The sequence below is a fragment of the Opitutaceae bacterium genome, from assembly GCA_041395105.1.
Taxonomy (GTDB): domain Bacteria; phylum Verrucomicrobiota; class Verrucomicrobiia; order Opitutales; family Opitutaceae; genus B12-G4.
Window position 1 is genome coordinate 375,387 of the sequence record JAWLBB010000001.1, and the last position, 24,264, is coordinate 399,650.

At 61.1% G+C, this 24,264-nt stretch carries 14 protein-coding genes; 6 read left to right on the forward strand and 8 right to left on the reverse strand.

Annotation, left to right across the window (positions count from 1 at the left end; genetic code table 11):
- The first annotated feature begins 33 nt into the window (after positions 1 to 33).
- A complete protein-coding gene (locus R3F07_01615) occupies positions 34 to 1,341 on the forward strand; it encodes an enolase C-terminal domain-like protein (GenBank protein ID MEZ5275060.1) in 1,308 nt (435 codons plus the stop codon).
- 24 nt (positions 1,342 to 1,365) lie between these two features.
- Here R3F07_01615 and R3F07_01620 read toward each other — a convergent pair whose 3' ends face one another.
- From R3F07_01620 to R3F07_01645, 6 genes are all read right to left on the reverse strand, one after another.
- Positions 1,366 to 3,384, reverse strand: a complete 2,019-nt coding sequence (locus R3F07_01620; GenBank protein MEZ5275061.1) for a hypothetical protein — start codon at positions 3,382 to 3,384, stop codon at positions 1,366 to 1,368.
- Positions 3,385 to 3,464: 80 nt separating this feature from the next.
- Complete coding sequence (locus R3F07_01625) at positions 3,465 to 5,402, reverse strand: DUF1565 domain-containing protein (GenBank protein MEZ5275062.1); 1,938 nt, start codon at positions 5,400 to 5,402, stop codon at positions 3,465 to 3,467.
- Between the two features lie 161 nt (positions 5,403 to 5,563).
- Positions 5,564 to 7,549, reverse strand: a complete 1,986-nt coding sequence (locus tag R3F07_01630) for a M56 family metallopeptidase (protein MEZ5275063.1) — start codon at positions 7,547 to 7,549, stop codon at positions 5,564 to 5,566.
- 9 nt (positions 7,550 to 7,558) lie between these two features.
- Entirely contained in the window at positions 7,559 to 8,023 is a 465-nt protein-coding gene (locus R3F07_01635; GenBank protein MEZ5275064.1) for a BlaI/MecI/CopY family transcriptional regulator, read from the reverse strand.
- The gene (locus R3F07_01640; protein MEZ5275065.1) at positions 8,020 to 9,606 is read right to left on the reverse strand and encodes a TolC family protein; all 1,587 of its coding nucleotides are present in this window, start codon (positions 9,604 to 9,606) and stop codon (positions 8,020 to 8,022) included. The genes R3F07_01635 and R3F07_01640 overlap by 4 nt, the downstream gene beginning before the upstream one ends.
- Before the next feature lie 110 nt (positions 9,607 to 9,716).
- Positions 9,717 to 11,075: a sulfatase-like hydrolase/transferase gene (locus tag R3F07_01645; GenBank protein ID MEZ5275066.1), complete on the reverse strand. Its 1,359-nt coding sequence runs from the start codon at positions 11,073 to 11,075 to the stop codon at positions 9,717 to 9,719.
- A gap of 70 nt (positions 11,076 to 11,145) precedes the next feature.
- On the opposite strand from R3F07_01645, the gene R3F07_01650 reads away from it, so the two are divergent.
- The 5 genes from R3F07_01650 to R3F07_01670 are packed head-to-tail and all read left to right on the forward strand — an operon-like array spanning position 11,146 to position 21,574.
- Positions 11,146 to 14,469, forward strand: coding sequence for an ABC transporter substrate-binding protein (locus R3F07_01650; GenBank protein MEZ5275067.1), 3,324 nt, complete (start codon positions 11,146 to 11,148; stop codon positions 14,467 to 14,469).
- On the forward strand, positions 14,469 to 16,259 hold the full coding sequence (locus R3F07_01655) for a hypothetical protein (GenBank protein MEZ5275068.1): 1,791 nt from the start codon (positions 14,469 to 14,471) through the stop codon (positions 16,257 to 16,259). Before R3F07_01650 ends, R3F07_01655 begins: the two co-directional genes overlap by 1 nt.
- Positions 16,256 to 19,585 (forward strand): ABC transporter substrate-binding protein, encoded by a 3,330-nt coding sequence (locus tag R3F07_01660; protein MEZ5275069.1) that lies wholly within the window; start codon positions 16,256 to 16,258, stop codon positions 19,583 to 19,585. The genes R3F07_01655 and R3F07_01660 overlap by 4 nt, the downstream gene beginning before the upstream one ends.
- Positions 19,582 to 20,742, forward strand: a complete 1,161-nt coding sequence (locus R3F07_01665; GenBank protein MEZ5275070.1) for an ABC transporter permease — start codon at positions 19,582 to 19,584, stop codon at positions 20,740 to 20,742. The genes R3F07_01660 and R3F07_01665 overlap by 4 nt, the downstream gene beginning before the upstream one ends.
- Positions 20,743 to 20,761: 19 nt before the next feature.
- Positions 20,762 to 21,574 (forward strand): hypothetical protein, encoded by an 813-nt coding sequence (locus R3F07_01670; GenBank protein ID MEZ5275071.1) that lies wholly within the window; start codon positions 20,762 to 20,764, stop codon positions 21,572 to 21,574.
- 545 nt (positions 21,575 to 22,119) lie between these two features.
- On the opposite strand, the gene R3F07_01675 is transcribed toward R3F07_01670, so the two are convergent.
- Together R3F07_01675 and R3F07_01680 are read right to left on the reverse strand one after the other, a co-directional pair.
- A complete protein-coding gene (locus tag R3F07_01675; protein MEZ5275072.1) occupies positions 22,120 to 23,031 on the reverse strand; it encodes an HNH endonuclease signature motif containing protein in 912 nt (303 codons plus the stop codon).
- Complete coding sequence (locus tag R3F07_01680; protein ID MEZ5275073.1) at positions 23,028 to 24,194, reverse strand: DNA cytosine methyltransferase; 1,167 nt, start codon at positions 24,192 to 24,194, stop codon at positions 23,028 to 23,030. Before R3F07_01680 ends, R3F07_01675 begins: the two co-directional genes overlap by 4 nt.
- Positions 24,195 to 24,264: the final 70 nt, after the last annotated feature.

A 24,264-nucleotide genomic window follows, 5' to 3' on the forward strand; every position in this document is an offset into this window, starting at 1 on the left:
CGTTCCCCCTGCGAACTCAATCGGAATTTCACGATGAAACGTCGTCACTTTCTCGGACTTGGCCTGGCCACCGGTGCCGGTGTGGGGTTGAACCGCCTCCTGGGCGAATCGCCCACGGTGGGTCATCACTACGAAGCCGCCCAACCGCTCAACCTGAAGATCACCGATCTCCGGACCTTTGTGGTGGATGCCCGCAACGACGAGAATTTCGTCTACGTGAAGCTTTACACCAACCAGGGTCTGGTCGGGCTGGGGGAGGGCACTCTGACCGGCAAGGCCAGGACGGTGGAGGCGGCCATTCAGGAACACAAACGCTACCTGGTGGGCAAGGATCCGTCCGAGATCGAGCGCCATTGGCAGGGGATGTTCCGGGGGCCGCGTTACCGCGGCGGCGCGGTCATGATGTCGGCCATCAGCGCGATCGACATCGCGCTTTGGGACATCCTCGGGCAGGCGCTCGGGCAGCCGATCTGGCAGCTGCTCGGGGGGCGGGTGCGGGACAAAGTCTGGGTTTATCCGCATGAATGGTCGGGTAACATGCTGACGAGGTTCCACTATCCCCCGGGCGCCTCCATTCCGGAGAAGCCGTCCTATCCCGAGATGTTCCTGAGGCGGAAGGAACAGGGCTGGACGGCCTGCAAGGCCACCTTCATGGAGGTGGAGGACAACCGGGTGGAGCCCTCGAAGATGGTGCGTTCGGGCTTGGAGAATCTGAAGAAGGTCCGGGAGGCGGTCGGTCCGGATTTCGCCATCCTGATCGATCTGCACGGAAAGCCGACCACGGCGATGGCCATCGACTTCTGCCGGCGGTCCGAGGAATACAGTCCCTACTTTGTGGAGGAGGCCACGCAGCTCGAAGACCTGGGCGAACTGGCCCTGCTGCGCTCCCAGACTGCGGTGCCCCTGGCCACGGGAGAGCGGCACCTTTCAAAGTACGATTTCAGCGAAATCTGTGCGCGGTATCTCGTCAACGTGATCAATCCGGATGTCGTGCACTGCGGCGGCATCACGGAAATGCGCAAGATCGCCGCCCTGGCCGAGGCTTTCCGGATCGATGTGTCGCCCCACAACCCCCAGAGCGAAGTGTCGACCATGGCCAGCCTGCACGTCTGCATGGCGACGCCCAATGCCAATCTGCTGGAGATCGGTTCGGGTCAGTCCCCTTATTTCGAGGATCTCTTTTACGGAGGCGGCGTTGTCTTTGAGAATGGATTTGCGTTGCCCCCGACCCGACCGGGCCTGGGACTCGAGCTCGATGAAGCGGTCGCGGCGCGATCCCCGTATCAGCCGAAGGACTGGCAGGCCCACGAGTGGCCGGACGGTTCGTTCGGGGATCGATGAGGACCGCGACGGTTGGGCCGCCGGTCAGAAGGCTTCGGTCGTCACGTCGTCAATCAGGTAGATCGAGGCTGCCGTCTTGGTGTCCGCTCCGGGCAGATCGGCATCATATACCCCGGGCGCGCCGGGTTCGCCCTTGTCCATGATGGATTGACGCACGTCCATCCGCCACGCTCCGGTCCGGAAGACGAGGCGGTCGATCGACTCGGGGTTATCCTCGAGGTCGAGATCGGAGTGAATGACGACCCCGTCGACCGAGACGGAATAGCGTTCCTCCCCGCAATCCAGTTCGAGGTCGATCCGGTGCCAGCGGCCCGTTTCGATGGAGGTGCGTTCCACCTCCGTCCCGGCCACGTCGAAGCCCAGCTGGCCGGGTGACCACCAAAGCCGCAGCGGTCGGCCTCCCCGTGCGGTCTGGGCCTCAAATTCGAGTCCGTTCAGACCGAATTGCGCCTGCATCACGCGAAAGCTGATCCGGACGCGTTGGCTGGAGGGGATGACGTGCTCGGCCTTGGCATAGTCGTAGGGTTCCTCATCCCGGAGCTCGAGGACCTGGTTCTGCCTGTCCCAGGGATCCGACACCAGGGACAAGGGCGCCCACTTCGGGACATAGAGATTCCAGGATTCGAGATCGGCCAGGGTTTTTGCCGATTCGAAGGTCTCGTTCAGGTGTTCCGGCTGGATCCCTGTGATGGGCGTGCGGATACGGGCGATCCAGAGGTCCTCCTTGTTGCCGCTGTAGGTGACCCAGAGGTGGTCTCCTGGAGGATTGCCGTTGCCCGGGATGATGCCGCGGATGTATTGCGGCCCGACGGCCTTGTTGACCCCGCGGTAACGCATGGGCGGGACCTCGGTATGGACGGTGAGGAGGTTGTCAAAGGCGTAGCCGTCGTCGCCGGTGACAACGACGAGCGGGAAGCGGTTGCGGTTGGTCGCGCTGTGCGAGTAGACGAGGGCGTAGCGGCCGTCGTCGGTCTGTTGACCCCAGATCTTGGCCGCACTTTCGGGAAACGGATGGCGGCCCTTGGTCCAGGTCAGGCCGTTGTCCGGACTCAGGGCGGCCAGGCCGCTCTTGAAGAGGCCGACCGTCACGCCGTCTGGCCGGGTGTAGAAACTGAAGGCCTTGGGTTCGATATAGTTGACGTCTTCCTCGTAGTTCGGCCCGAAGGTCAGGTCCGATGTCCTCAGGTTGATGGGAACCCGAAAGGTGAAGAACCCGTCATCACCACGGTCGTCCTCCCACCATTGCAGGGTGACGAGTTTGTCGGCCAGCAGGGCCTCGCAGGCTTCGACCAGTCCGGGATCATCACTCTCGGTGTAGAAGGGGAAGGGCGTGTTCGATTCGTCCCAGCCCGCATGCCGGTTGTAGCGGACAAAGAAGATCGGTCCGAGGCTGCCGTCGGGGTAGACCTCGCGGATGACCCGTCCGAGCCCCTGCCCGCGATTGGGACCCCAGCGGACGTTCGGGCAGTAGCTGTAGAATCCGGAGGTGAGCAGCCGGCCGCTCGGGGCCACGTAGAATCCCATCCGCTGATGCATGATCGACTCCGTGCCCGCCGGCTGGACCGGAAGGTCGCGATCCCCGAAATAGCGGGGCGGGGGTAGGATCTCCGGAAGGCGCACCACCGGAAAGGCCACACCGGGATTCTCCCAGTTGTATCCGTCAATAGAAGACAGGAAGCCGGTGCGGCCCGGCCGCCCGTGCTCCTCGACCAGGTTGGAGACATAGTTCATCCAGAACCGTCCCTGCCACCAGGCCAGCATGGGCGCGTGGTTGTAGGTCCAGCCGACCGCGCCCCCTTCGGGTGCCAGGGTGCGGTTGGCCCGGAAGGCCTGGATCTTGTGCACGCCCACGGCCGGGGCAAAGCCTCCGTCGTACCTGCGTTTGTCGCCGGTTTCGGACCCGGTATAGATGACGGGATGATCGGCGATCTCGGAGATGGGCGGTGGAGTGGCACCGGCGGCTCCGGCGGGAATCACCGGCAGCAAGGCGATCAGGACAAGAGCGAAGCGGCGGGACGGGTTTGGGCTTTTGTGAGTATTCATGGTGAATGGTTGAGGTTGGCTCCGGTCGAGGTTGAGGAGGATCTGCGAATGGAAGAGCCGGTGACTCCTTCGGGAGTGGACTAATCCGGCCCGGACGTCCCTGACTCCTCGGGCACATATTCATCGGCTCCAAAATCGATGGTCGGGGTGTAGCGGGGTTGTCCGTCGAAGTCGTCGGCCGCATAGTCCTGATAGAGGCCGTTGTTGATGGCAGGGGATTCGGGCGAGAGGTGAAAGGTCTTGATCACCTCGAGTTGCCCGCCGGCCGTCAGCTCGAGGGGTCCCCAGGCACGGATCCAGTCGGTGCCATTGTCGATGATCAGACTCCAGACAGCGGCCTGTTGCTGGCGGAATTGGGGACGATTTTCGGTCACGCCGTCCTCGGCGGTCATCTGGTCCGGATTATCTCCCGATCCGGCAGTTTCCACTTCGTCTTCCACGGCCGGATCAAGGCAGGCGAGCAGTCGGAAGACTCTCCCTTTGAGTGAGCCGGCTGCGAGCGGGGTTTCCGATTTGACCTGGATCCGGGTCTGGTGAAGGCCCGCAGCCGGGTCGGTCCGCACCACCTCAACAAACACTTCATCCCGGCGGAAGGCGGGATCCATGTCGTACCAACCGTATGCGCGATCATGGCCGCCCTCGACGATATTGTAGTGAACGTCTCCCCCCGACTCGAGAAAGAGTTCGTCGGGCCGGTTTCCCCAGAATATGTTGTTCCGGAGAAGGATCGGTTTGAGGTAGGGGTTTTTCATGTTGTAGTGGTGGACGGCTCCTCCGCCTTTTCCGACGGCCCGGTTCTCCACCACCGTGTTGTTGACCGCTCGAATCCATCCGTGAGAACCACCGAAGGCCCCGGCTTGAGAGTGGGCGGCATTATAGGCGAAGACGTTGTTCTCGAGTTCGACCGCCGCATCATCGTGGTGGACGGCGCCGCCCGACCCGTCGACCTGGTTGCCGAAGAAGAGGTTGTACTTCACCTTGGGATGGGAGAATTTCTGCGAGTCGAGAGCTCCTCCGTCATCGCCGGCATAATTGTTGAGGAAGACGTTCCACCGGATCTCCGGCCAGGAAAAGTACTCGCAGAAGATCGCGCCTCCGTCGCTGCCGCCCTGCGCCTGGTTGCCGGCGAAGAGGTTGTGGATGATGGCGGCCCGGGAGGAATTCAGCAGGCCGATGGCTCCCCCGTTGGAGGACCGGGTGATCGCGTCATCGTTGGTGCCGCAGATATTCTCCCAAAAGACATTGTAGCCGATCTTGGGAATGCAGTCGTCGCGTGCGGAGATGGCGGCGCCGTAGCCGACACCGGTGCTGTTGCGGATGAAAAGGTTGTTCAGGATCGCGGGGTTCGCATAGTTGACCAGGGCGATGGCACCGCCGTCATGGCCGCGTTGTCGACGGCGGTTCTTGTCGTGGCTGTAGTCCGCGGGCTCCGCCGCATGGTTTCCGAGGAAGACGTTGTTGGTGACTGTCGGCGAGGATTCGTGGCAGTAGAGTCCGGCGCCATGATCCGCCACCTTTCCGTGAGCGACCACGAAACCGTCGATGGTCGAATCATCCGCCCCGATGAGCACGCGGCGACTGCCGCCGCCATCAAGGACGGTCGGGTTGAGATGAATATCACGCTCCCAGGTCTCCGGGTTGAAGCCACCGTATAGGTGAATGCCCGCCTGCAGGGTGTAAGGTGTCTCGGAATAGGTGCCCTCGGCCACAAAGATGCCGACCGATCCAACCGATTCGAGAAGGGTCGAGGCCCGGCTGATTGCCTTTGCCAGGCCGGCCAGCGGGGCCGTGGCGGAACCGTCGCCGGTCGCGTCGTCGCCGGTTCCGGCGGAGACATGCAGAACGACGGCAAAGGCGTTGGCCGAAACGGCGCGGGTGGTCGGGCCCAGCTGGTCCAGGTGCCAGCCATGAGGGGCGCTCGTCCAGGCATTCCGGTCTTCAGGAGGGTCGGCCGGGGCATGGGTCGCCAGGATGAGACCGGCGAGCGAGGAGATGGCAACGCGGGGTAGGATTTGCATGGATACAGGAAAGACGATCCGTGGAGCCGCCTAAAGGCGAAAACGCCGAAGAGGCGGACTTTTGGTGACGATCACGGCCGGTTTTGTGGTCCGCGGTCGGCAAAATGCTTTGTTTCATGAACTAAACAGGGAGTCGGAAAAATCGACTCCGCTCTCACTGATCAGATCCCGCCCGAAATCAGCGTTCCGTCCGGGTCAAAAACCAGGCGTTGACGCTCTCCGTCGATCCGCGTGTCGATTTCATAGGTCTGCTGACCTTGAACGGTCACGCACCGCACCCGACGGAGTTCGATCGGTTTACCGGAATCGATGAGAATTCTCGCGATTGCCTCGGGAACACGATCGGCCGCGATCTCCTCGCTCCGTTCAACGAGAACGCCGTCGGGTTGGATTTCCAGTTCCAGATCACCTTGTGCCGTGTCCGCATCCACCGAATACACGAGATCGCCGTTGCGTTCGCGGCGTCGGACATCGTCGAGTTTCGCGTCTGCCAACTCCCGTGCGATGGTGGCCTGAACAGGATCCGGGGCTTCGGTCAGGTTGATCTTGCCCAGCTGGATATCTCCGGACCATCGGGTCGGCCCGGACAGAACCAGCCCGTTGAGCCAGATCTCACCCTCCCGTCGCGCCAGTTCCACCACCACGTCGTGGCCGTCGCTCGAGAGCGTGACGGGTGGAAGCTTCGCCCCGGACGTGGATCCCCGCCGGGCCGTCACCTGATCGGCCAGCATGACCCGCCCGTCAATCACCAGGTCAAACCGTCCGGTCGATCGGGTCTGATCCGCGCCTCCATTGAAGCTGTAGAGTTCCAACAGGTAGTCGCCGGCATCGAGGCCCTTGAGCTTGATCCGGATCGCGTCGTCATCACGCTCCCGCATGCCGTCTCGGAGCAATGATCCCCAGCGGATCGATTCCTCAAGGGCTCCGTTATCCCTCCAGGCCGGTCCGCGGTCGATCTCGATCTCAAACTTGAGATCGAAGCCGCAGGAATAATCCTGATCCCGGTCGTCGGACCAGCGTTCCCACCCGGGTTCGACCCGTTGATCGTCCGGACCGAAGTCGATCTTCAGTTCGGTGCGGGCTGATGGCGCCGTCCCGGCGCCCGCCTCGACCGATTCGAAGCCGAACAATCCGACGGCGATGGCACCCGCTCCCCAGGCAGCCAGGGCGAGCACACCTGTTTTCCGCGCATTCAGTTCGTCGCGCCTGAGCAAACGTCCGATCCGATTTCCGATCTCCGTTCGAGTTGCCGCGAGGCCCGCGAGTGGCGTCCTGCTGCCATGCGCATTGAGACGGTTGACCAGGACGGAATAGAGGGCCTCCGCATAGTGTCTGGCTTCGGAAGGACTCCCGGCTACCGCGTCGTCGCAGGCCTTTTCCATTTCGTGTCGCCATTGCCGGTGAGCCCACCAGATGGCCGGGTGAAACCAGAAGATCGCCTCGGCCATCGACCAGGCCACCATGCTGAGGTGGTCGAGATGACGGATGTGGACAAGTTCGTGCCTGAGGATCCAGCGCATCCTGGACGGGATCGTGTGTTCAACCAGTTCAACCGGCAGAAGGAGGAAGGGCCGCAGGCCGCAGGTCACCAGCGGACCAACCGCCCGGGTGTTGACGATCAGAGTCGGCGGGAATTTGAGTCCGCATCGACTGACTTCCTCTCGGTAAAGCCGGGCGAGATCTGGCGGCGGGCGAATCGAGGATGATCGGACCTTGCGGATCTGGATCCGCCCATAGAGATGCCAGGTCAAGACGGCGAGCAGACCGGAGAGCCAGATCGGGAGAATCGGGAACGACCCGGAATCAAGGCGCCGGGCTTGGTCGGGAGTGAAGGTTGAGAGGGGCGCCGGGGCGGGCTCGGCCCCAAGGGATTCGGCCAGCGGCTCAAGCCCGGCGGGTCTTGCCGTGATCAGTCCCGGCTCGGGCCGGCCGGAGGATGTTGTCAACCTGTCCGGAATGGACAGTGCGAACGGGCTGCCGGAGAGCGGGATGAAGACGAGGCAGGCCTTCAGCGGGACCAGCAGCCAGAGCCAGCCGCAGAGGCGGGCGCGCTTTTTCCCGGCGAGCCGGGTCAGGCCGGTCACCACCAAAGCAACCAGGGTCACCTCGACGCAGACCCGGACAAGCTGGTGCTCCAACCCACTCATACGTCTATCCTATAGTCCCGAATGCGGTCGATGGCCAGCTTTCCCGGTCAAGTCTGAGCCGGGTCCAGACTGGTCCAGGAGCCGACGGATCTCGTCGAGTTCGGCCTGATCGACCTCGCCACTGCGCAGCAGATGGGCGAACATCGAAGCCGAGGACCCTTCGAAAAACTGTTTCCGGACCCGGCGCAGCAGGCGATCCGCGACTTTCTCCCGTTTCAGAACAAACTTGTAGGATTTGGCCTTCGAGTGTCGATCAACCCGGCGAACGACGCCTTTGTCGCACATGCGGTCGAGCATGGTGATGACAGTCGTGTGCGCGAGTGGACGCGACCTGGCCAGGTGTTCCCGAACCTGGGCGACGGTGGATTCGCCCTGCTCCCAGAGAACCAGCATGATTTCGGTTTCCAACTCGGTCAGACCGGCGGCACTCCTCCGGGGGGGAGTGGCCAGGGCCTTGTGCCGATTGTTCTTCATGGGTTCCTGACCTCCTGCTCACTCGAATCTTTCCGGCCGGCCGGGTCTCCCAGATTGCTCAACCGGGCCAGTTCATCTTCAAGTTGAGCGTAATAGGCTCCTGAGGCCACATCCAGGTCGACGATGACCTCAAAGAAATCGTCCAGGGTGTCCAGGAGATCCTGCTCCGTACTGAACAACTCACCCCGGGCGCGAAGGACATTGTCCAGCGATTCGTCCGATTCGAGATAGGCACTCCGTTTCTCCTCGAAGACCGCCCTCCGCGAGTCCCGACTCAGCTTCAGCTCCCGGACCACTCCGCGCAGATTGGTGGCCTGACCGAACCGCCGGTCAATTTCATTCTCCAGTTGACGTTCACGGTACTTGGCCAGGGCCGTGAACTTCCGCTCTTCCGCCTGGGCGCGCCGCAACGACAACATGAGCAGCTTGGGATCATTGCGTTCAATCGAGAAGGCGATGCCCGCCTGATAGGCTCGCTGGCGCGACGGATTGTCTCCGTGTGAATCGAAATCGTAGGAGCCGAAGATGTGACCGATGATGTCCCACTTCCCCCGTTCGGCCAGGCTGATCTTCAATCGGGCATTGTCCCGGGCGGTCTTCATCACCTGCATCTCCACGTCATTGCCCAAAGCCTGCTCGAGGACTTCGGCCGGACTGCTTGCGAGATACTGGCCTCCGTGGAATCGATCGGAGTAGAGATCCAGGACCTCGATCTTTTCCAGAGGAAGGGCGTTCAGGCCGATGCGGTCGAGCAGTTCGATCCGCTTGGCGGCGATATCGCCTTTCCTCTCCACCAATCTCGACTGATAGGCCTGCAGCTGGTCCCGCATCTGGCTCAGATCCCTCTCCGGTTTCAACCCTTGCGATTCGCCGAGCAACGCCTCGATGTCATCGTAGGCACTCTGGGCGACGGACTGAACGGCGAGCAGGCTCTGAAGCTCGAAATAGGTCTGGTGGCTTTCGGAGATGGTATCGCGGACGGTCTCGATGAAATCGAGCCATGAGCCCAGCATCTCGCTCTCTTCGAAACTTCGTTCGGTCACACGTTCCAGCCGGGTGAAAGAACTGAAGAGGGGAAACCGCCCGGCAAACTCGACAAATGGATTCCGGTTGGTCTGGTCCTGGTCCCAGGTCGAGCGATAGCCCGTGCTTCCTCCAATGCGAGTGCCGTCGAAGAACTCCTTCTCCATGCCGACGGCCACCCGCCCGACATCCTCGTATTCTTCCCTGCGATCGCCGGCGATGATCTCGCTCTCGAGATCACGAGTGATCCCGGATTCCAGAATGAGTGGCCGGAATTGACTCACATTCCGTTCGTATCGAAGAAACTGGAATTCGGATGCGTCCACGTCATAGCGGGCGGCCGTGACCTTGAGGTTGTGCTCGAAGGTCAGTCGCACGATGGTATCCAGACCGACGATCGGCAATTCCTCGGGTGCCTCCGGGAGCTGAACCTCGTCGGCGAAGACCACTGCCGGGATGAGCAGAAGTCCGGTAGCGATCCACGACGCCAGGATGGAGCGGGGTCCGTCGTGCGGACACCGGATCGGCACCTCTGGCCGGCGGGGTGAGTGTTTGTTCATGGCTTTCCCTTCTTCTACAATTGTAGAAGAAAGGAGGGACGGATGTCAACCCGCCGTTCGGGGCCGGCAGGGGGATTCCCGTCCGGACCGGTTGATGCCGTTTCCGGACTTCAGGGTTCGGTCTCGGGGTTGTCCACGTCGGGTCCGGTGACATCGGGGCGGGCGCTGGCGCCGTCCCTCGAGCGCTGCATTTGTATCCACTCCTTGAGACGCCGGACCGTTTCCGGTTCTCGTTCGGCGAGATTGGTGGTTTCACCGGGATCGGCTTCGAGGTCGAAGAGTTCGACGGGGATGCCGCCTGGATTCTCCCGCAGGATCAGTTTCCACCGGCCATTGCGCGCGGCGAACTGGTTGCCCCGCAGATTCCAGTAGAGGGACCGGTCGGTCAGTTCGGGAGGCCGGACCCGGGAGTCGGTGGCGAGGAGCGGCCAGATATTCCGACCGTCCCATTGGGGATCGGCCTTCGGCGGGCTGTCGGTCAGCGCGCAGACGGTCGGCATCCAGTCGGCCACGGAAACGGGAAGGCTCATCCGGCCGGGAGTGAGGCGTCCGGCCCAATTGACCAGGGTGGGGGTGCGGATGCCTCCCTCATAGAGCTGGGCCTTCTGTCCCCGCCAGGGCAGGTTGCTGCCGAGTCTCGGCGACGGTGGCTGAAACCCCGGGTACTTGGCGGTGGAGGAAGCCGGGACTCCGGGGGTCGCTCCATTGTCGGAGGTAAAGAAGATCAGGGTGTTCTCCCGCAGGCAGAGTCGTTCGAGGGTCTCCACCAGGCGACCGATGGCGGCATCCATGTGGCTGGCGTAGGCGGCGTAGGTCCGGTAGGAACGATCACGTTCGGGGTCATCATCGAAGTGGTCTGCGGCATAGCGGTCGAGCCATTCCTGGGGAGCCTTGACCGGGAAGTGCACGGCGGTGAAGGGCACGTAGGCGAACCAGGGATTCGTGCGTTGTCCGATCCATTCGATGGCTGCGTCGGTGATCAGGTCGGTGATATGGCCGTGGTCTTCGACGAAGGTGCCGTCGCGATGCCAGGTGACGCTGTACTGGCCCTTTTTGTAGCGGTGATTGTAGGGATCCACACCGCCGGCGAGGCTTCCGTAGGCGGTATCGAAGCCGAACTGGTTCGGTCCATACTCCGGTTTCGAACCGAGGTGCCATTTGCCGAAGAGACCGGTCTCATAGCCATGGTCCCGCAGAGCGCCGGCGAGGGTCGAATACCCGTCGGGGAATACGGGAGCGTTGGAGGGCTGGGTGGCGTGGGTTCCGAAGCGTCCCGGGTATCTTCCGGTGAGCAGCGAGGCCCGGGTGGGCGTGCAGACCGGGCAGACGTAGTGCTGGTCGAGTTCGAGGCCGGTTGCGGCGAGCCGGTCGAGGTTGGGTGTGCGAATGGCGGATCCGTGCCAGCCGACATCCCCCCATCCCAGGTCGTCGGCAACGAGAAAGAGGATATTCGGCCTTTCAGTTTTCATCGGGAAAGCCATGCTGATTCCGAAACCCTCCTGAGGCAAGCACCCTGCGCTCATGGCACCCCGCATTCCGATGCGTATTCCGAAACCGGCACTGACACGCCTATTCACTGTTTTCCTGATTGTCCTTGGCCTGGTCTGGCTCTGGGGGCGGTTGCTCCAGCCCGGGAATGCCCTTCCGGAAACCCTGAGCGATCAGGAGAAGGCGGTGCTCGAAGCCGAGCGTCAGCCCCGGCTGGATCCGGATCGCGACGATCGGATCGTTCGCGATGTCGATTACTCCGAGGGGGCGGCCGCTGACTGGTTTCCCAGGAATGAAGCGCCGGTTCTGAAAGAACTGGTTGCTTCCGGGGTCCTGCCGCCGGTGGCCGAAAGGGTGGGTTCGGAACCCCTTGTTCTTGAGGGGCCTGACGGGATCGGGAAGTATGGTGGCTATTGGGCGGACGCCGTCACCTGGGAGTCGGAAGTCTTTGACCGCCTTTACCGGCATATCGCCGGAGTCACCCTTCTGCGCTGGTCGCCCTCGGGCTACCCGATCGTGCCTCACGTCGCGCGGGACTACGAGGCATCCGATGACTTGCGGGTGTGGACGTTTCACCTGCGAAGGGGGATGCGCTGGTCGGATGGTTACCCCTTTACCACGGCAGACATCGACTATTGGTACCGCTGGGAGCTTCTTTATTTCCAGGAGATGGGCGATCCGGTGAACATGCTGGGCTACCGGGTGTTGCGGTCGGCGGACGGGATGGGGCGGCTCGAAGTGATCGATGACCTGACCTTTCGATTTGTCTTTCCCAACCCGGCTCCCTTTTTTCCCGAGATTCTCGCCAGCACCTCGCTCAAGGAGATCTTCGCCCCGCGCCATTATCTCGAGAGGTTTCATCCGGAGCTGGGTGACGCCGAGCTGATTGACGGCATCATGAAGCGGCGCGGGCTCAATACCCGTACCCAGGTCTACCGTGAAATCCGGCGGGACGACAACCCGGAGCACCCGCGGCTCAATCCCTGGCTTTACCGGCGCTACAAGACGAACTCGCCCCAGGTGTTTGTCCGCAATCCCTATTTCTGGGCCGTGGATCCCGAAGGCAACCAATTGCCCTATATCGACCGGATCACCTTGGACATCGACACCCCGGAACTGTTCGCGCTGAAGACGGCGGCCGGTGGTTACCCGGCCGTGTTCGAGACGGAAAACCTGCGGCTGTCCAACTACGGGCTCTACATGAACTCGCGCGATTCGGGCAACTTCGACGTCCGGCATTTCTATTCCGGGCAGCGCAGTCTCTGGACCATCATCTTCAACCTCAACCTGGTGCATGCGGACGATGACAAGCTGGGGGCCCAGAAGGCAGTGCTGCTCAATCGTCGCGAATTCCGCCGGGCTCTTTCCCTGGCCATCAACCGCGAGGCCATCATCAAGGCCGAGTTCCTTGGCATGGGCGAGCCGGCCCAGGCCGATCCGGGACTGGATTCGCCGTTCCACAATGAAGACCTTTATCGCTCGGCGATTGAGTATGATCCGGAGGAGGCCAATCGCCTCCTGGACGAAGTCGGACTGACCGGGCGGGATGCCGATGGCTTTCGAACCCTCCCCGATGGATCGCCCATGGTCTGGTTCATCCCATACCGATCGAATACCCTCCCCGGTCCGTTTCAATTTGTCATCGACGACTGGGCGGCCGTCGGCATCCGGGCCATTGCCCGGCAGGTCTCGGATGGCCTGATCAGTGCCCAGCGCATGGCGGCCAACTACGAGATCTACATCCATTCGGCGTACGTCGACTTTGTTCCCATCTGGGATCCGACGCCCTTTGTCCCGTTTTCCGGAGGCGGATTGCATGCTCCGCTCTGGGCCATCTGGTTTGAATCGCGATTTCGCGCGAGTCACCATATGGCGGCCCCCGAGGTCGAGCCGCCTCCCGAAGGACATTTCATCCGCAGGATCTTCGACAATTACCTGAAGGCGATGACCGCCCCGTCGCGGGAGGAAGGCCTGCGGTATTTCCAGGAGATTCTGGAAACGACCTCAGAGGAACTCTTCATGGTCTCGATCGCCTCGCCTCCGCCGGCCATCGCCGTGATCCGCAATGACTTCATGAATGTTCCCCGGCAGGGCATACGCGGCAATTTCCTGCACACGCCCCTGAACATGGGATCCGAAACCTTCTTTTTTGAGAAGCCGACGGATTCGGCGGGAGCCATCGCGCAGCTGAAGAGCGACCTGGTGAAGCCATCCTCCTCCCCCGTTCTGTCCGCGGTGGAATCCGGAGTTTCGGAATCCCATCGCCTGGGCGGTTTTCTGCGGTTTGTCAGCCTCGGCATTGTGCTCCTGGGAGCCGTCATGGTCGGGGTGCGGCACCCCTACGTCGGCCGGCGTCTTCTCATGTTCATACCGGTTCTCCTGGTCATCTCGGCGGCGACCTTCGTCATCATCCAGATCGCCCCGGGCAACATCATCGAGACGCGCCTGCTGGCACTGGAACAGAGCGGCACGCCGGTCGACCGGGATGAGATCGAGCGGATCAAGTCGCAATTCCATCTCGATGAGCATCCTGTCCATCGGTATCTGCGTTGGATCGGGGCCGTCTGGTTCACCAGTTTCTCCAGTGAGGACAAGGGCCTGTTGCAGGGCGACCTCGGCGTGTCATTGACTGATCCCCGGCGCCCGCAACCGGTCAACGAACTGGTCGGCGACCGCATCCTCTTCACCGTGCTGATATCGCTCGGGACGATCCTCTTCACCTGGTCGCTCGCCCTCCCCATCGGCATTTTTTCAGCGGTCCGCCAGTATTCGATCGCCGACTACGCACTGACCTTTCTCGGGTTCATCGGCATGAGCATTCCCGGCTTCCTCCTGGCGCTCCTCATCATGTACTGGGGCGGGCGCTTTTTCGGCCTGGACCTGACCGGACTGTTCTCGCCCGAGTTTGAAGCCCAACCGGAATGGACCTGGGGCAAGGTCGCCGACCTGATGCGGCACATCTGGGTGCCTCTCGTCGTTCTCGGGGTTCAGGGCACCGCCTCCATGATCCGCATCATGCGGGGCAACCTCCTCGATGAATTGCGCAAGCCCTACGTGACCACGGCCCGGGCCAAAGGGGTTCGTCCATTCCGTCTCATTGCCAAGTATCCGGTCCGGGTGGCGCTCAACCCCTTTGTTTCGACCATTGGCAGTCTCTTTCCCGAGTTGATTTCGGGTGGGGCCATCGTAGCCGTGGTCCTGGGGCTGCCCACCGTCGGGCCGATGCTGCTCGGGGCGCTTCTGAGTGAGGATATCTACATGGCGGGTTCGATGCTGGTGGTGCTCAGCCTGCTGGGCGTGTTGGGGACGCTGGTCAGCGATCTCCTGTTGATGTGGCTGGATCCGCGGATCCGAATGGAAGGAGGAACACGGTGATGAATGATTCGACTCCCCCGACACTGGTCTTTTCCGATCTGTCGGCATGCCGGCCGGAAACGAGATTGTCTCGCGAGCGGAAACCCGGGTGCTGGCGACTGGTGGATTACGCCACTGACGATGGCATCAAAGGGACGATGATCTTTGCCTATCCCAATGAGGGAACCCGGGAGGTGACCCTGCCGATCGATGTGCGGGGACGCTATCGGGTCCATGTCGGTATCAACTACCAGCGGGTTCCCGGCGGTGATTTTCTCCACCATTCTCCGTGGCCCATTTACGGGCAGGTCCAGTTGAAGCTCGAAGGCGACCCCGGATTCACGCGGTTTGCCCTTGAGGTTGGATGGAAGGTGGATTCGGGGTGGAAGCTGAAGGGTGGGATGGAAGGGGAGGTCGGCGGCAGCGGGGTCGGCAAGAGCATGCAGATCTACCTCAGCATCCAGGAGAGCTTCTGGCGGATCAAGGACTTCACAGGACCCACCCGGCTGACCATCGCCGGGATGGAACCGCCCTACTCCGATGAAGCGGGATCCCGTCTTGCCAACCTGGCCTACCTGAAACTGGTCCCCATCGGGGAGGACGAGGGAGATGCCTGGGACCGGCTCCGGCCACGACCGGATACCCGCAGGCTGGCCATCACCTGGTGCAGTGGAATGCTGACCGGTCACGCAATCGGTTCCGCCATGTACCATCCCACTTCGATGGACTGGTTCCGGGATGAAATCGCTCCCTTCGTCGACACCGATGTGGGTGTCTTCGCCTTCGAATGCATCCGGGGGAATCTCTGTGCCTATCCCACCCGTATCGGCGATTTTGATCCGCCGGCAAACCACTGGGAGCCTTCATGGATCGATCCGTTGGCTGCTTTTCGGGATCTGGCGCGGCATCACGGAATGCGGATCTTCGCCGCCCTGCGCATGATGGGCCGCGGCTTGCCCATGGTTGATGCGCCGATCGGAAGGGCCAGTTTCGTGGTCGCTCATCCGGAATGGGCCCGGCGGGACCGTGATGGCACACCCACCAACAATGTGAGCCTGGCGTTTCCGGAAGTGCGCCGGCACTGGCTGAGCCTGCTTCGCGAGACCCTCGACTACGGAATCGACGGAGTGATGGTCTATTTCCATCGTGGGCAGCCCTTCGCCCTCTTTGAGGCACCCGTGGTGGAAGCGTTCCAGCGGGAATTCGGAATGGACCCGCGGGAGTTGCCGATGGACGACGAACGGCTGCTGCGCCACTGGTCGACATATGTGACGCAGTTCCTGCGCGATGTCCGGAAACTCGTGGATGAAAAGCCCGGGCGACAGCTTGCCGTATCCGTGTATGGCCGACCCTACAAATTCGACGCGGTCGAGAACTTCGATCCGATCCGCTACAATTGTGACGTTGATACGTGGATACGGAAAGGATTGATCGACTACCTCATGCCGACCCCTACGGTCGAACCCGGTCTGGTCCGGCGCTGGCGGGAACTCGCCGGTGACCGACTGCACATCTGGCCCGATCTTCAGCCGCGGGTGATGCCGGGCGCGGTATCCGTTCCCATGATGAGGGAGATGTACGAGGCGGGCGCCGACGGGGAGCCATGTGGGATGGCGAGCGCCGACCGCCCCATGCCAGCCACTGGGCGATCATGCGCCACCTGGGTCATCGCGATGAGCTGGACCTGCTGGAGGAGCTTTCCCGCGGATTGCACCGTCGCGTCCCCCTCAGCAAACTGGCGGGGTATTCAGCGGCCTTTTCCTACAAGGATGGCTAGACGTTTTCAGTCACCCCGGGCGTGCCTGCCATGACAACCCTGCGGCATCCGTTTCTCAGGGTTCTGGTGGTGGCCGCCGGCTTGGGCATGGCCTTGTGGGGGTGGGGGAGGTTCACCCGGCCCCCGGACTTCCGGGCCGATGTCCGATCAAGCAAAGAGATTGAGGAGTTGGCGACGATCCGGGCGTCTTATCTGGATCCGGCCAAGGCCCATCATCCGGTTGTGGAAGTGGATTATGGAGAAGGCCGTCACGCGGATTGGTATCCCAAGGCGGAGGCTCCGGTTCTGGCGGAATTGGTGAGTGAGGGAGCGCTTCCTCCGGTTGACGAGCGGACGGGACCCGAGCCGCTGGTCCTGCGCGGTCCCGACGGGATCGGAAGGTATGGCGGAGACTGGGCCGATGCCGTGACCTGGGATTCGCAGGTCTGGGACCGGATGAACCGCTACAACGCCGGAGTCACCCTGGTTCGGTGGTCACCCAACGGCTACCCGATCCTTCCGCATGTCGCCCGATCCTGGGAATCATCTCCCGATCTCAAGACCTGGACGTTTCATCTCCGGCGCGGGATGAGATGGTCGGACGGTCATCCGTTTACAGGCGGGGACTTCGTCTATTGGTACCGTTGGGAGGTTCTTTATTTCCAACGTCTGGGCTACGCCCTCAATGATGAGGGCTACCGATTGCTCAGAAGCGGAAATGAGTTCGGCAGAGTCGAGAGCGTCGACGACCTGACCGTGCAGTTCATCTTCCCCCATCCCAACCCGTTCTTTCTGGAGATGGTGGCGGGAACCTCGGTCAAGGAACTGTTTGCCCCGCGGCACTATCTCGAGCGGTTTCATCCGGAACTCGGCGACAGGGAACTCATCGCGGAGATCATGACACGCCGGAAGTTCTCGGAGGCCCCGCAGGTCTATCTCGAGGTCAAGCGGGAAGACAACCCGGAGCATCCGCGGATCAACCCCTGGATCTACCGCCGTTACTCGCCGTATCCGCCGCACCGATTCGTGCGAAATCCGTATTACTGGGCGGTCGACCCGAAAGGAAACCAGCTTCCCTACATCGATCAGATTACCGAGGACGTGATGACGCGGGAGCTCCTCTCCCTCAAAGCTTCATCCGGGGGATTCGGAGCCATCTTTGAATCCGACGACCTCGATCTGTCCAACTACGCCCTCTACATGGAGGCACGCGGTCCGCACGGGTTCGACGTCCGCCATTTCATGTCCGGATTGAGCAGCCTCTGGTCGATCGGGATCAATCAGGACCTTCACCACGCCGGAGATGACGAAGCGGGCAGACAGAAACGGGAGCTGCTCAAGAACAGGGATTTCCGGCAGGCCCTCTCGATCGCGATCAACCGGAACGCGATCATCAGGGCGGAGTTCCACGGATTCGGGGAACCGGCACAGATCTCTCCGGGTCCGGGCTCCCCGTTTCACCATGAGGGCCTCTACCGCAGCTTTACCGAGTACGATCCGGACAGAGCAAACCGGCTGCTTGATGGGATCGGTCTGACCGGTCGTGACGCCGACGGTTACCGGACGCTTCCGGATGGCTCACCGATGGTCTGGTCGATCCTCCATCCGGAGAACGTGGCACCCGGGCCCTTCCAGTTCGTCATCGACGATTGGGCGGCGGTCGGGATTCGCGCAATCGAGCGTTACGTGAACCGGGGTCTCCTCTTCACCTTGCGCATGTCGGCGACCTTCGAATTCCTGGCGTCGCCCAGCTATGCCGATTTTGTTCCGGTCATCGATCCCAAGAGCTATGTTCCGGTTGATCGATTCTCGGTCTTTGCCCCGGTCGCGGGAACCTGGTATGAGGGTCAGCTCCGGCTGGGGGCCCCCTACACCGGGGTCCCGGTCGAACGGCCGCCCGTCGGCGGTCTGTTTGATCGGGTGATCCAGCTCTACGACCAGGCCATGACCGCACCTACACGGTCGGAGGGCATGATGAGGTTTCGGCAGATCTTCGACCTGGCCGCCGAAAACACCTGGACGATATCCGTCGCTTCGGCGCCTCCGGGCATTGCGGTCATCTCCGACGGATTCCGCAACGTACCCGAGCACGGATTGCGGGGAAACATTTTCCACACTCCGCTCAATCTCGGATCCGAAGCCTTTTTTCTGGCCGAGCCTGCCATGTCGCGGAGTTCCCTCGCACAGCTGAAGCGGGATCTTGCGGCACCCGGATCGTTCAGCTTACTCGGCCTTTCAGGGGTGGATCCGGTTTCGAGAGGGGCGCAGGGATTGAACCGACTTCTTCAGTGGGTGATCGGGCTTCTCGGGTTGGTCGGCCTGGTCATGGTCTGCGTGCGCCACCCGTTTGTCGGCAGGCGTCTCCTGCTGTTTCTGCCGATGCTACTGGTCATCTCCTTCATGACCTTCACCATCATCCAGATCCCGCCCGGCAACATCATCGAGACGCGACTGCTTTCTCTCGAGCAAAGCGGCACCACGGTGAGTCAGCAGGAAATCGACCGGATTCGGGCGCAATTCCACCTCGGTGATGGATTCCTCACCCGTTATCTGCGGTGGATCGGGATTCCCTGGTTCGTCAGCTTTGCCGAGAACGATCGCGGACTGCTGCAGGGTGACCTGGGTGTCTCCCTCAGCGACCCCCTGCACCCCCGGCCGGTCAATGAGCTGGTGGGTGACCGGATACTCTTTACCGTCCTCCTCTCGGCGGGAACGATCCTGTTCACCTGGACGCTGGCGTTGCCCATCGGCATCCTTTCCGCAGTCCGCCAGTATTCGCCTCTCGACTACGCATTGACCTTTGTCGGTTTCGTGGGAATGAGCGTGCCCGGGTTCCTGCTCTCGCTGCTCATCATGTACTGGGGCGGGCGGTTTCTCGGGATCGATCTGACGGGTCTGTTCTCGCCGGCTTACGAGAGCCAGGCCGGCTGGACCTGGGGAAAGGTCCTCGACCTGCTGAAGCATATCTGGGTGCCGTTGCTCGTCCTGGGGGTGGAAGGAACGGCCGTCATGATCCGGGTGATGCGGGGCAATCTGCTCGATGAGCTCAACAAGCCCTACGTGGTGACCGCGCGGGCCAAGGGACTCCGTCCGTTCAAGCTTGTCCTGAAGTACCCGGTCCGTATGGCGGTCAACCCGTTCGTGTCCGGGGTCGGGAGCCTGCTCCCGGAGTTGATCTCCGGGGGGGCTATCGTCTCCGTCGTCCTCGGGCTGCCGACCGTCGGTCCGCTCATGTTGGGTGCCTTCCTCAATGAAGACATCTACCTGGCCGGTTCGATGCTTGTCGTGCTCAGTCTCCTCGGCATCATGGGAACCCTGATCAGTGACCTGCTCCTCATGTGGCTCGATCCCCGAATCCGAATGGCAGGTGTTTCGTCATGAATGACCGCTCCCCAATGGTCCAGGCCGATCCGGGTGTCGCCGATGCGGCCCGGGAGTTTGCGCAATTGTCCCAATGGCAGCTCATCTGGAGACGGTTTTCGCGGCACCGGATCGGTCGACTGGCCCTCGATGTGCTGATCTGCTTCTATGTCGTGGCGTGCTTCGCCGAGTTTTTTGCGCCGCTCCATCCACAGAGTCGGGATCTTGACCATCTGTTCTGTCCGCCCCAACTGCCCCGGTTCAGTTTTTCCCAAGGCCTGCACGCTCCGTTGATGATGCGTGAGCAGGATCCGGTCACCCTCCAGAACCGCTACCACGAGGATCCGGAGCGGGTTTTGCCGCTGAAAATCCTGGCGGCCGGAACGCCCTACAGACTCCTGGGATTGATTCCCTGGGACCGTCATCTGCTGGGCCTGGATCGCGCGGCCTATCGTGCGGAGTACGGAACGGACTCGCCGCTTCCCTCGATCCATTTCCTCGGCGCTGACAAATACGGAAGGGATATCCTCACCCGCGTGATCTACGGATCCCGGATCAGCCTTTCGATCGGCCTGATATCCATCGCCATCACCCTCATGCTGGGCATCACGGTTGGCGGAGTCTCGGGCTATCTCGGAGGCGGGGTGGACAATGTGATCCAGCGGGGCATCGAGATCCTCAACAGCTTCCCGCGACTGCCGCTCTGGCTGGCGCTCGGGGCGATCATGCCTCGGGAGTGGTCCGCCCTGGCCGTCTATTTTGCCATCACCATCGTCCTCAGTCTGCTGGGCTGGACTCAGTTGGCGCGGGTGGTTCGCGGCAAGATCCTCTCGCTGAGGGAGGAGGACTACGCGGTGGCCGCCCGGCTGCTTGGCGCGAGCCACCGGCGGGTGCTTATCCGGCACCTTCTTCCGGGATTCACCAGCCATATCATCGTGGTCATCACCCTCGCCGTTCCAGGCATGATTCTCGGTGAGACAGCCCTCAGTTTTCTCGGACTCGGCCTGCGCCCGCCCATCGTCAGCTGGGGGGTGATGTTGCAGGATTGCATGAATGTCCAGGTCATCGCCACCGCGCCCTGGCTCCTCACCCCGGTCATCAGCATCATCGTCACGGTGATGTCCTTCAATTTCCTCGGCGATGCCCTCAGGGACGCCGCCGATCCCTACAGTCGCTGAACCACAACCCAGGCCTGTCATGATCCGTCGCCGGTTACCCCTACCTTTTGCCCTCCTGTTCGTCAGCGGGGTCCTGTCATTGGCCGAAGGGCGGCAGCATCAGGAAATCAGGCGTTACCAGGCGCCCGAAGCGCGTCAGGGGGTCGCGGTGGACGAGGTCTTCTTTTACGTGGTTAACAATTCCGCCATCGGCAAATACCGGCGGGATACGGGTGAAAGGGTCGCGGAATGGTCCTGTCCGGAAGGGGAACCGATGATCCACTTCAATGACGGGATGCTTTTTGAGGGTCGGCTCTACCTGTCGCACTCCAACTATCCCGGCGTGCCCTCCACCAGTTCGATCGAGATCTTCGATGCGGAGACCCTGGAGCCTGTCGACTCGATCAGCCTGGGCCATGGCTTCGGTTCCTTCACGTGGCTGGACCGGTGGAATGGTGAATGGTTCGCCTGCTTCGCTTTCTACGGCAACCGGGCGGCGGAGCCCGCACGGGATCCATCCTGGACCCAGATCATCCGTTTCGACGAGCGGTTCCGAAGACTGGAAGGCTGGGTCTTCCCGGACGGCCTGATCGAGAAATTCGCCAACTACAGCTGTTCGGGCGGGGCCTTCGGACCGGACGGGCGCATGTATGTGACCGGTCACGACGAGAAGGAACTCTACGTCGTTGAGTTCCCGGAGGCCGGTTCGATCCTCAAGTGGGTCGATACCATCCCAATCGAGGCCGAGGGCCAGGCGCTCTGCTTTGACCCGGCAGATCCCTGGGTTCTCTGGACAATACTCAAGCGCAACAAGGAAGTTATCGTGGGCCGGATCGACCCTCCGGTCGACTGATCTGGTTGGGGGATAGCGGAGGGAATGGTAGAATATGGCAGATCGGATTTCAGCTAAGCAGCGGAGCCGTAATATGGCACGGGTTCGCGGCATGAACACTAAGCCCGAATTGGCGGTTCGATCTCTACTCCATCGGATGGGATTTCGGTTTCGGGTAGGTGTAAGCAGCCTGCCTGGGTCTCCGGACATCGTCCTTCCAAGGTATCGGACCGTGATATTCGTTCATGGATGCTTCTGGCACCGTCATCAGGGGTGCAAAAGAGCGTCCATGCCTTCGGCGAACCGTTCAGCTTGGACTCGGAAATTCACGGCCACCGTTGAGCGGGATCAATTTGCTCGCGAGCGACTTATCGCATTGGGTTGGAGAGTTCTGACTGTCTGGGAGTGCGACCTCCTGAAGGATTTGAAGGCAGCCGTGATCGAGTTAGGTCGAGCCTTGGATTCCAGTAGAGACCTTAATCCGGATTATCTGCCATCAAACAAAAGAGTATTAGAGACTGCGGAAGAGAGAATGCGTCTCGAATGTAACCGCAGAGAACAACAGATTACTTCGCGTGCTCGAGGTCGTGGCAGACGTTGCAGAGTGTGATAAGATTCTCGGTCTCATTGGCGCCGCCTTTGGCATGATGTTCGATATGGTGGAGTTCAAGATGCCTTGGATCGTCACGGGTCCACTGCTTCCTTGTCCACCTGCATTTCTGGCATTCGTAACCGTCTCTCACGAGCGCCGCTCGCCGCATCGGATCGGGGATTCTCCTGTCGTGGGGCGGCGTTTGTCGATCCTGCTCGAGGAGATAAAGCCCCGAGCGCAATTCTGGTCTACCGTTCCAATAGCTGCTGATAGGCCAGCCTTCTTCCGTCCTGAGTTCCCGAACTCGTCGAGCCCATTCGGTCTTGTTTTTCGCGACGTAGCGAAGTTCTTCGCCTGAGACCGGTTTCCCAATATTCATCCGCAGGTATTCGAGAATCTTGTTCCGAACGCTGAGCTTCTTGTTTCGGATTTCCTTGGCGACTTTCCATCTGAATGCTGCTTCTCGGTCCTGCTCAGTCGAGACCATGATGTAGTCGTCGGCATGAATGTTGTCTTCGGAATCGAGGACCGACGAATCCAAGTCCCCTTCTTTGATCATCTCGCGAGCTGCAGTTCCACTGACAATTGACCAGCCGAATTCTACCCGCAGTTCCCTTACCCGGCGTGCCCACTCACTGATCCCGGCAACGATTGCCAGTTCGTTTTGGGATAAGACTGTCATCGGGTAACGGCGGAAATAGTAAAGAAGCCGATCACGGGCGGCAGAGCGAACTTCATGGGGTAGGAGAGCGCTGCCGATTTCATTGAGCTTATTCCAGATCGGGATCAGGGCTCGCACCTGATCTCGGAGGTCCGTATCGACGACTGTCTCGAAGCGGTTGAGAAGGCCGATGACCTCTTCGCGCAATTTCTCTACCTTTTTCATGGGATCTTGCCGTTCTTCATGACCTCATAGGCCGCTCGGGTCTCTGCGACATAAGAGGGAGTTGTCCTTCCTTCGAGGCAAGAGGTGACCTGCCGCGCGATCGCTTTTGCCATTCTTGGCGGCACCGCGTTTCCAATCTGGCGAGCGATCTCGATTTTTGAGCCGCGAAAGGCGAAATTGTCTGGAAACGACTGAATCCTGGCGGCTTCGCGATGGGTGATCGGTCGATCTTGATCGGGATGCAGATATCGACCTTTCTCCGGTTTGAAGAATTCCGTCCGAATCGTGACCGAAGGCCGGTCCCACCAAAGGCGACCCATCAAATCCGTGCCGCCGGAGGTCTTTCTTATCCAACATCCAGGAGTAAGGTCCGGCCTGTTCTTCTGGAGATCAAAGCGATTGCCTCCTGCTGGGATGGCACGATAGCGCTTGACGCTAACCGGAGTGGGGTTCCTTCCGAAATGGAGATCGAGCGGTGGATGGTCTGGCCGAATCTCGGTACCTAAGGGAGGCGGTAAATCTGCGATCACGTCATGAACCGTGCTCCAACTCTTGAGGGTCCTTTTTCCGAAGAAATCTGATTGCTGTCGGAGCTGCGAAACCAGCTTAGGGTCGCAGTGAGTGGGTCGTGGTAGAGAAATTGGATTGGCGCGACTCGCCATGATGATGGTGCGGTAACGCATTTCGGCCACTCCATAATCAGCTGCGAGAAGGACTCTGGCTTCGACATGCTCGAACCCGAAGTCATGGAGCGTGTCCTTGATTTGCAGAAACTCAGGTGAAGTGAGGAGCTGACGGACATTTTCCATCACGATGACCTGAGCTTCGCTCGCTTCGACCACTCTCATAAACTGATACCAGAGAGCTCGGCGTGGGTCATCGAGACGCTGTTTGTTCAGAAGAGAAAAGCCCTGGCATGGAGGACCGCCTATAACGACATCGGCTTTCGGAAAGGAAAACCCCGGATCATCGACCAGGTTAACGATGTCACCCGGAAAGCTGTGCTTCCCTGAACAGTCGAAGTTCGCACGGTAAGAGTCGATTGCGTCGGAGTTCCAATCGTTCGCGAAGACTGAAATGTACTTCCCCGTCTCGGCGAAACCTTGGGTCATCCCGCCGCAGCCGCAAAAAAGATCGATTAGTCTGTATTTTCCGTAAACCACTCTTGATTGTCGGGCTACATGCATGCGTCTCCAGTCTCCTGCCGTCAATCTCTGCCGAATGCGAATTTCG

Bases quoted from the DNA above. Each gene is read 5' to 3' on its own strand.
- R3F07_01620 (MEZ5275061.1), bottom strand. From the start codon at position 3,384: ATGAATACTCACAAAAGCCCAAACCCGTCCCGCCGCTTCGCTCTTGTC.
- R3F07_01650 (MEZ5275067.1), top strand. From the start codon at position 11,146: ATGCGTATTCCGAAACCGGCACTGACACGCCTATTCACTGTTTTCCTG.
- R3F07_01615 (MEZ5275060.1), top strand. From the start codon at position 34: ATGAAACGTCGTCACTTTCTCGGACTTGGCCTGGCCACCGGTGCCGGT.
- R3F07_01630 (MEZ5275063.1), bottom strand. From the start codon at position 7,549: ATGAGTGGGTTGGAGCACCAGCTTGTCCGGGTCTGCGTCGAGGTGACC.
- R3F07_01665 (MEZ5275070.1), top strand. From the start codon at position 19,582: ATGAATGACCGCTCCCCAATGGTCCAGGCCGATCCGGGTGTCGCCGAT.
- R3F07_01660 (MEZ5275069.1), top strand. From the start codon at position 16,256: ATGACAACCCTGCGGCATCCGTTTCTCAGGGTTCTGGTGGTGGCCGCC.
- R3F07_01645 (MEZ5275066.1), bottom strand. From the start codon at position 11,075: ATGAAAACTGAAAGGCCGAATATCCTCTTTCTCGTTGCCGACGACCTG.
- R3F07_01635 (MEZ5275064.1), bottom strand. From the start codon at position 8,023: ATGAAGAACAATCGGCACAAGGCCCTGGCCACTCCCCCCCGGAGGAGT.
- R3F07_01655 (MEZ5275068.1), top strand. From the start codon at position 14,469: ATGAATGATTCGACTCCCCCGACACTGGTCTTTTCCGATCTGTCGGCA.
- R3F07_01675 (MEZ5275072.1), bottom strand. From the start codon at position 23,031: ATGAAAAAGGTAGAGAAATTGCGCGAAGAGGTCATCGGCCTTCTCAAC.
- R3F07_01670 (MEZ5275071.1), top strand. From the start codon at position 20,762: ATGATCCGTCGCCGGTTACCCCTACCTTTTGCCCTCCTGTTCGTCAGC.
- R3F07_01625 (MEZ5275062.1), bottom strand. From the start codon at position 5,402: ATGCAAATCCTACCCCGCGTTGCCATCTCCTCGCTCGCCGGTCTCATC.
- R3F07_01640 (MEZ5275065.1), bottom strand. From the start codon at position 9,606: ATGAACAAACACTCACCCCGCCGGCCAGAGGTGCCGATCCGGTGTCCG.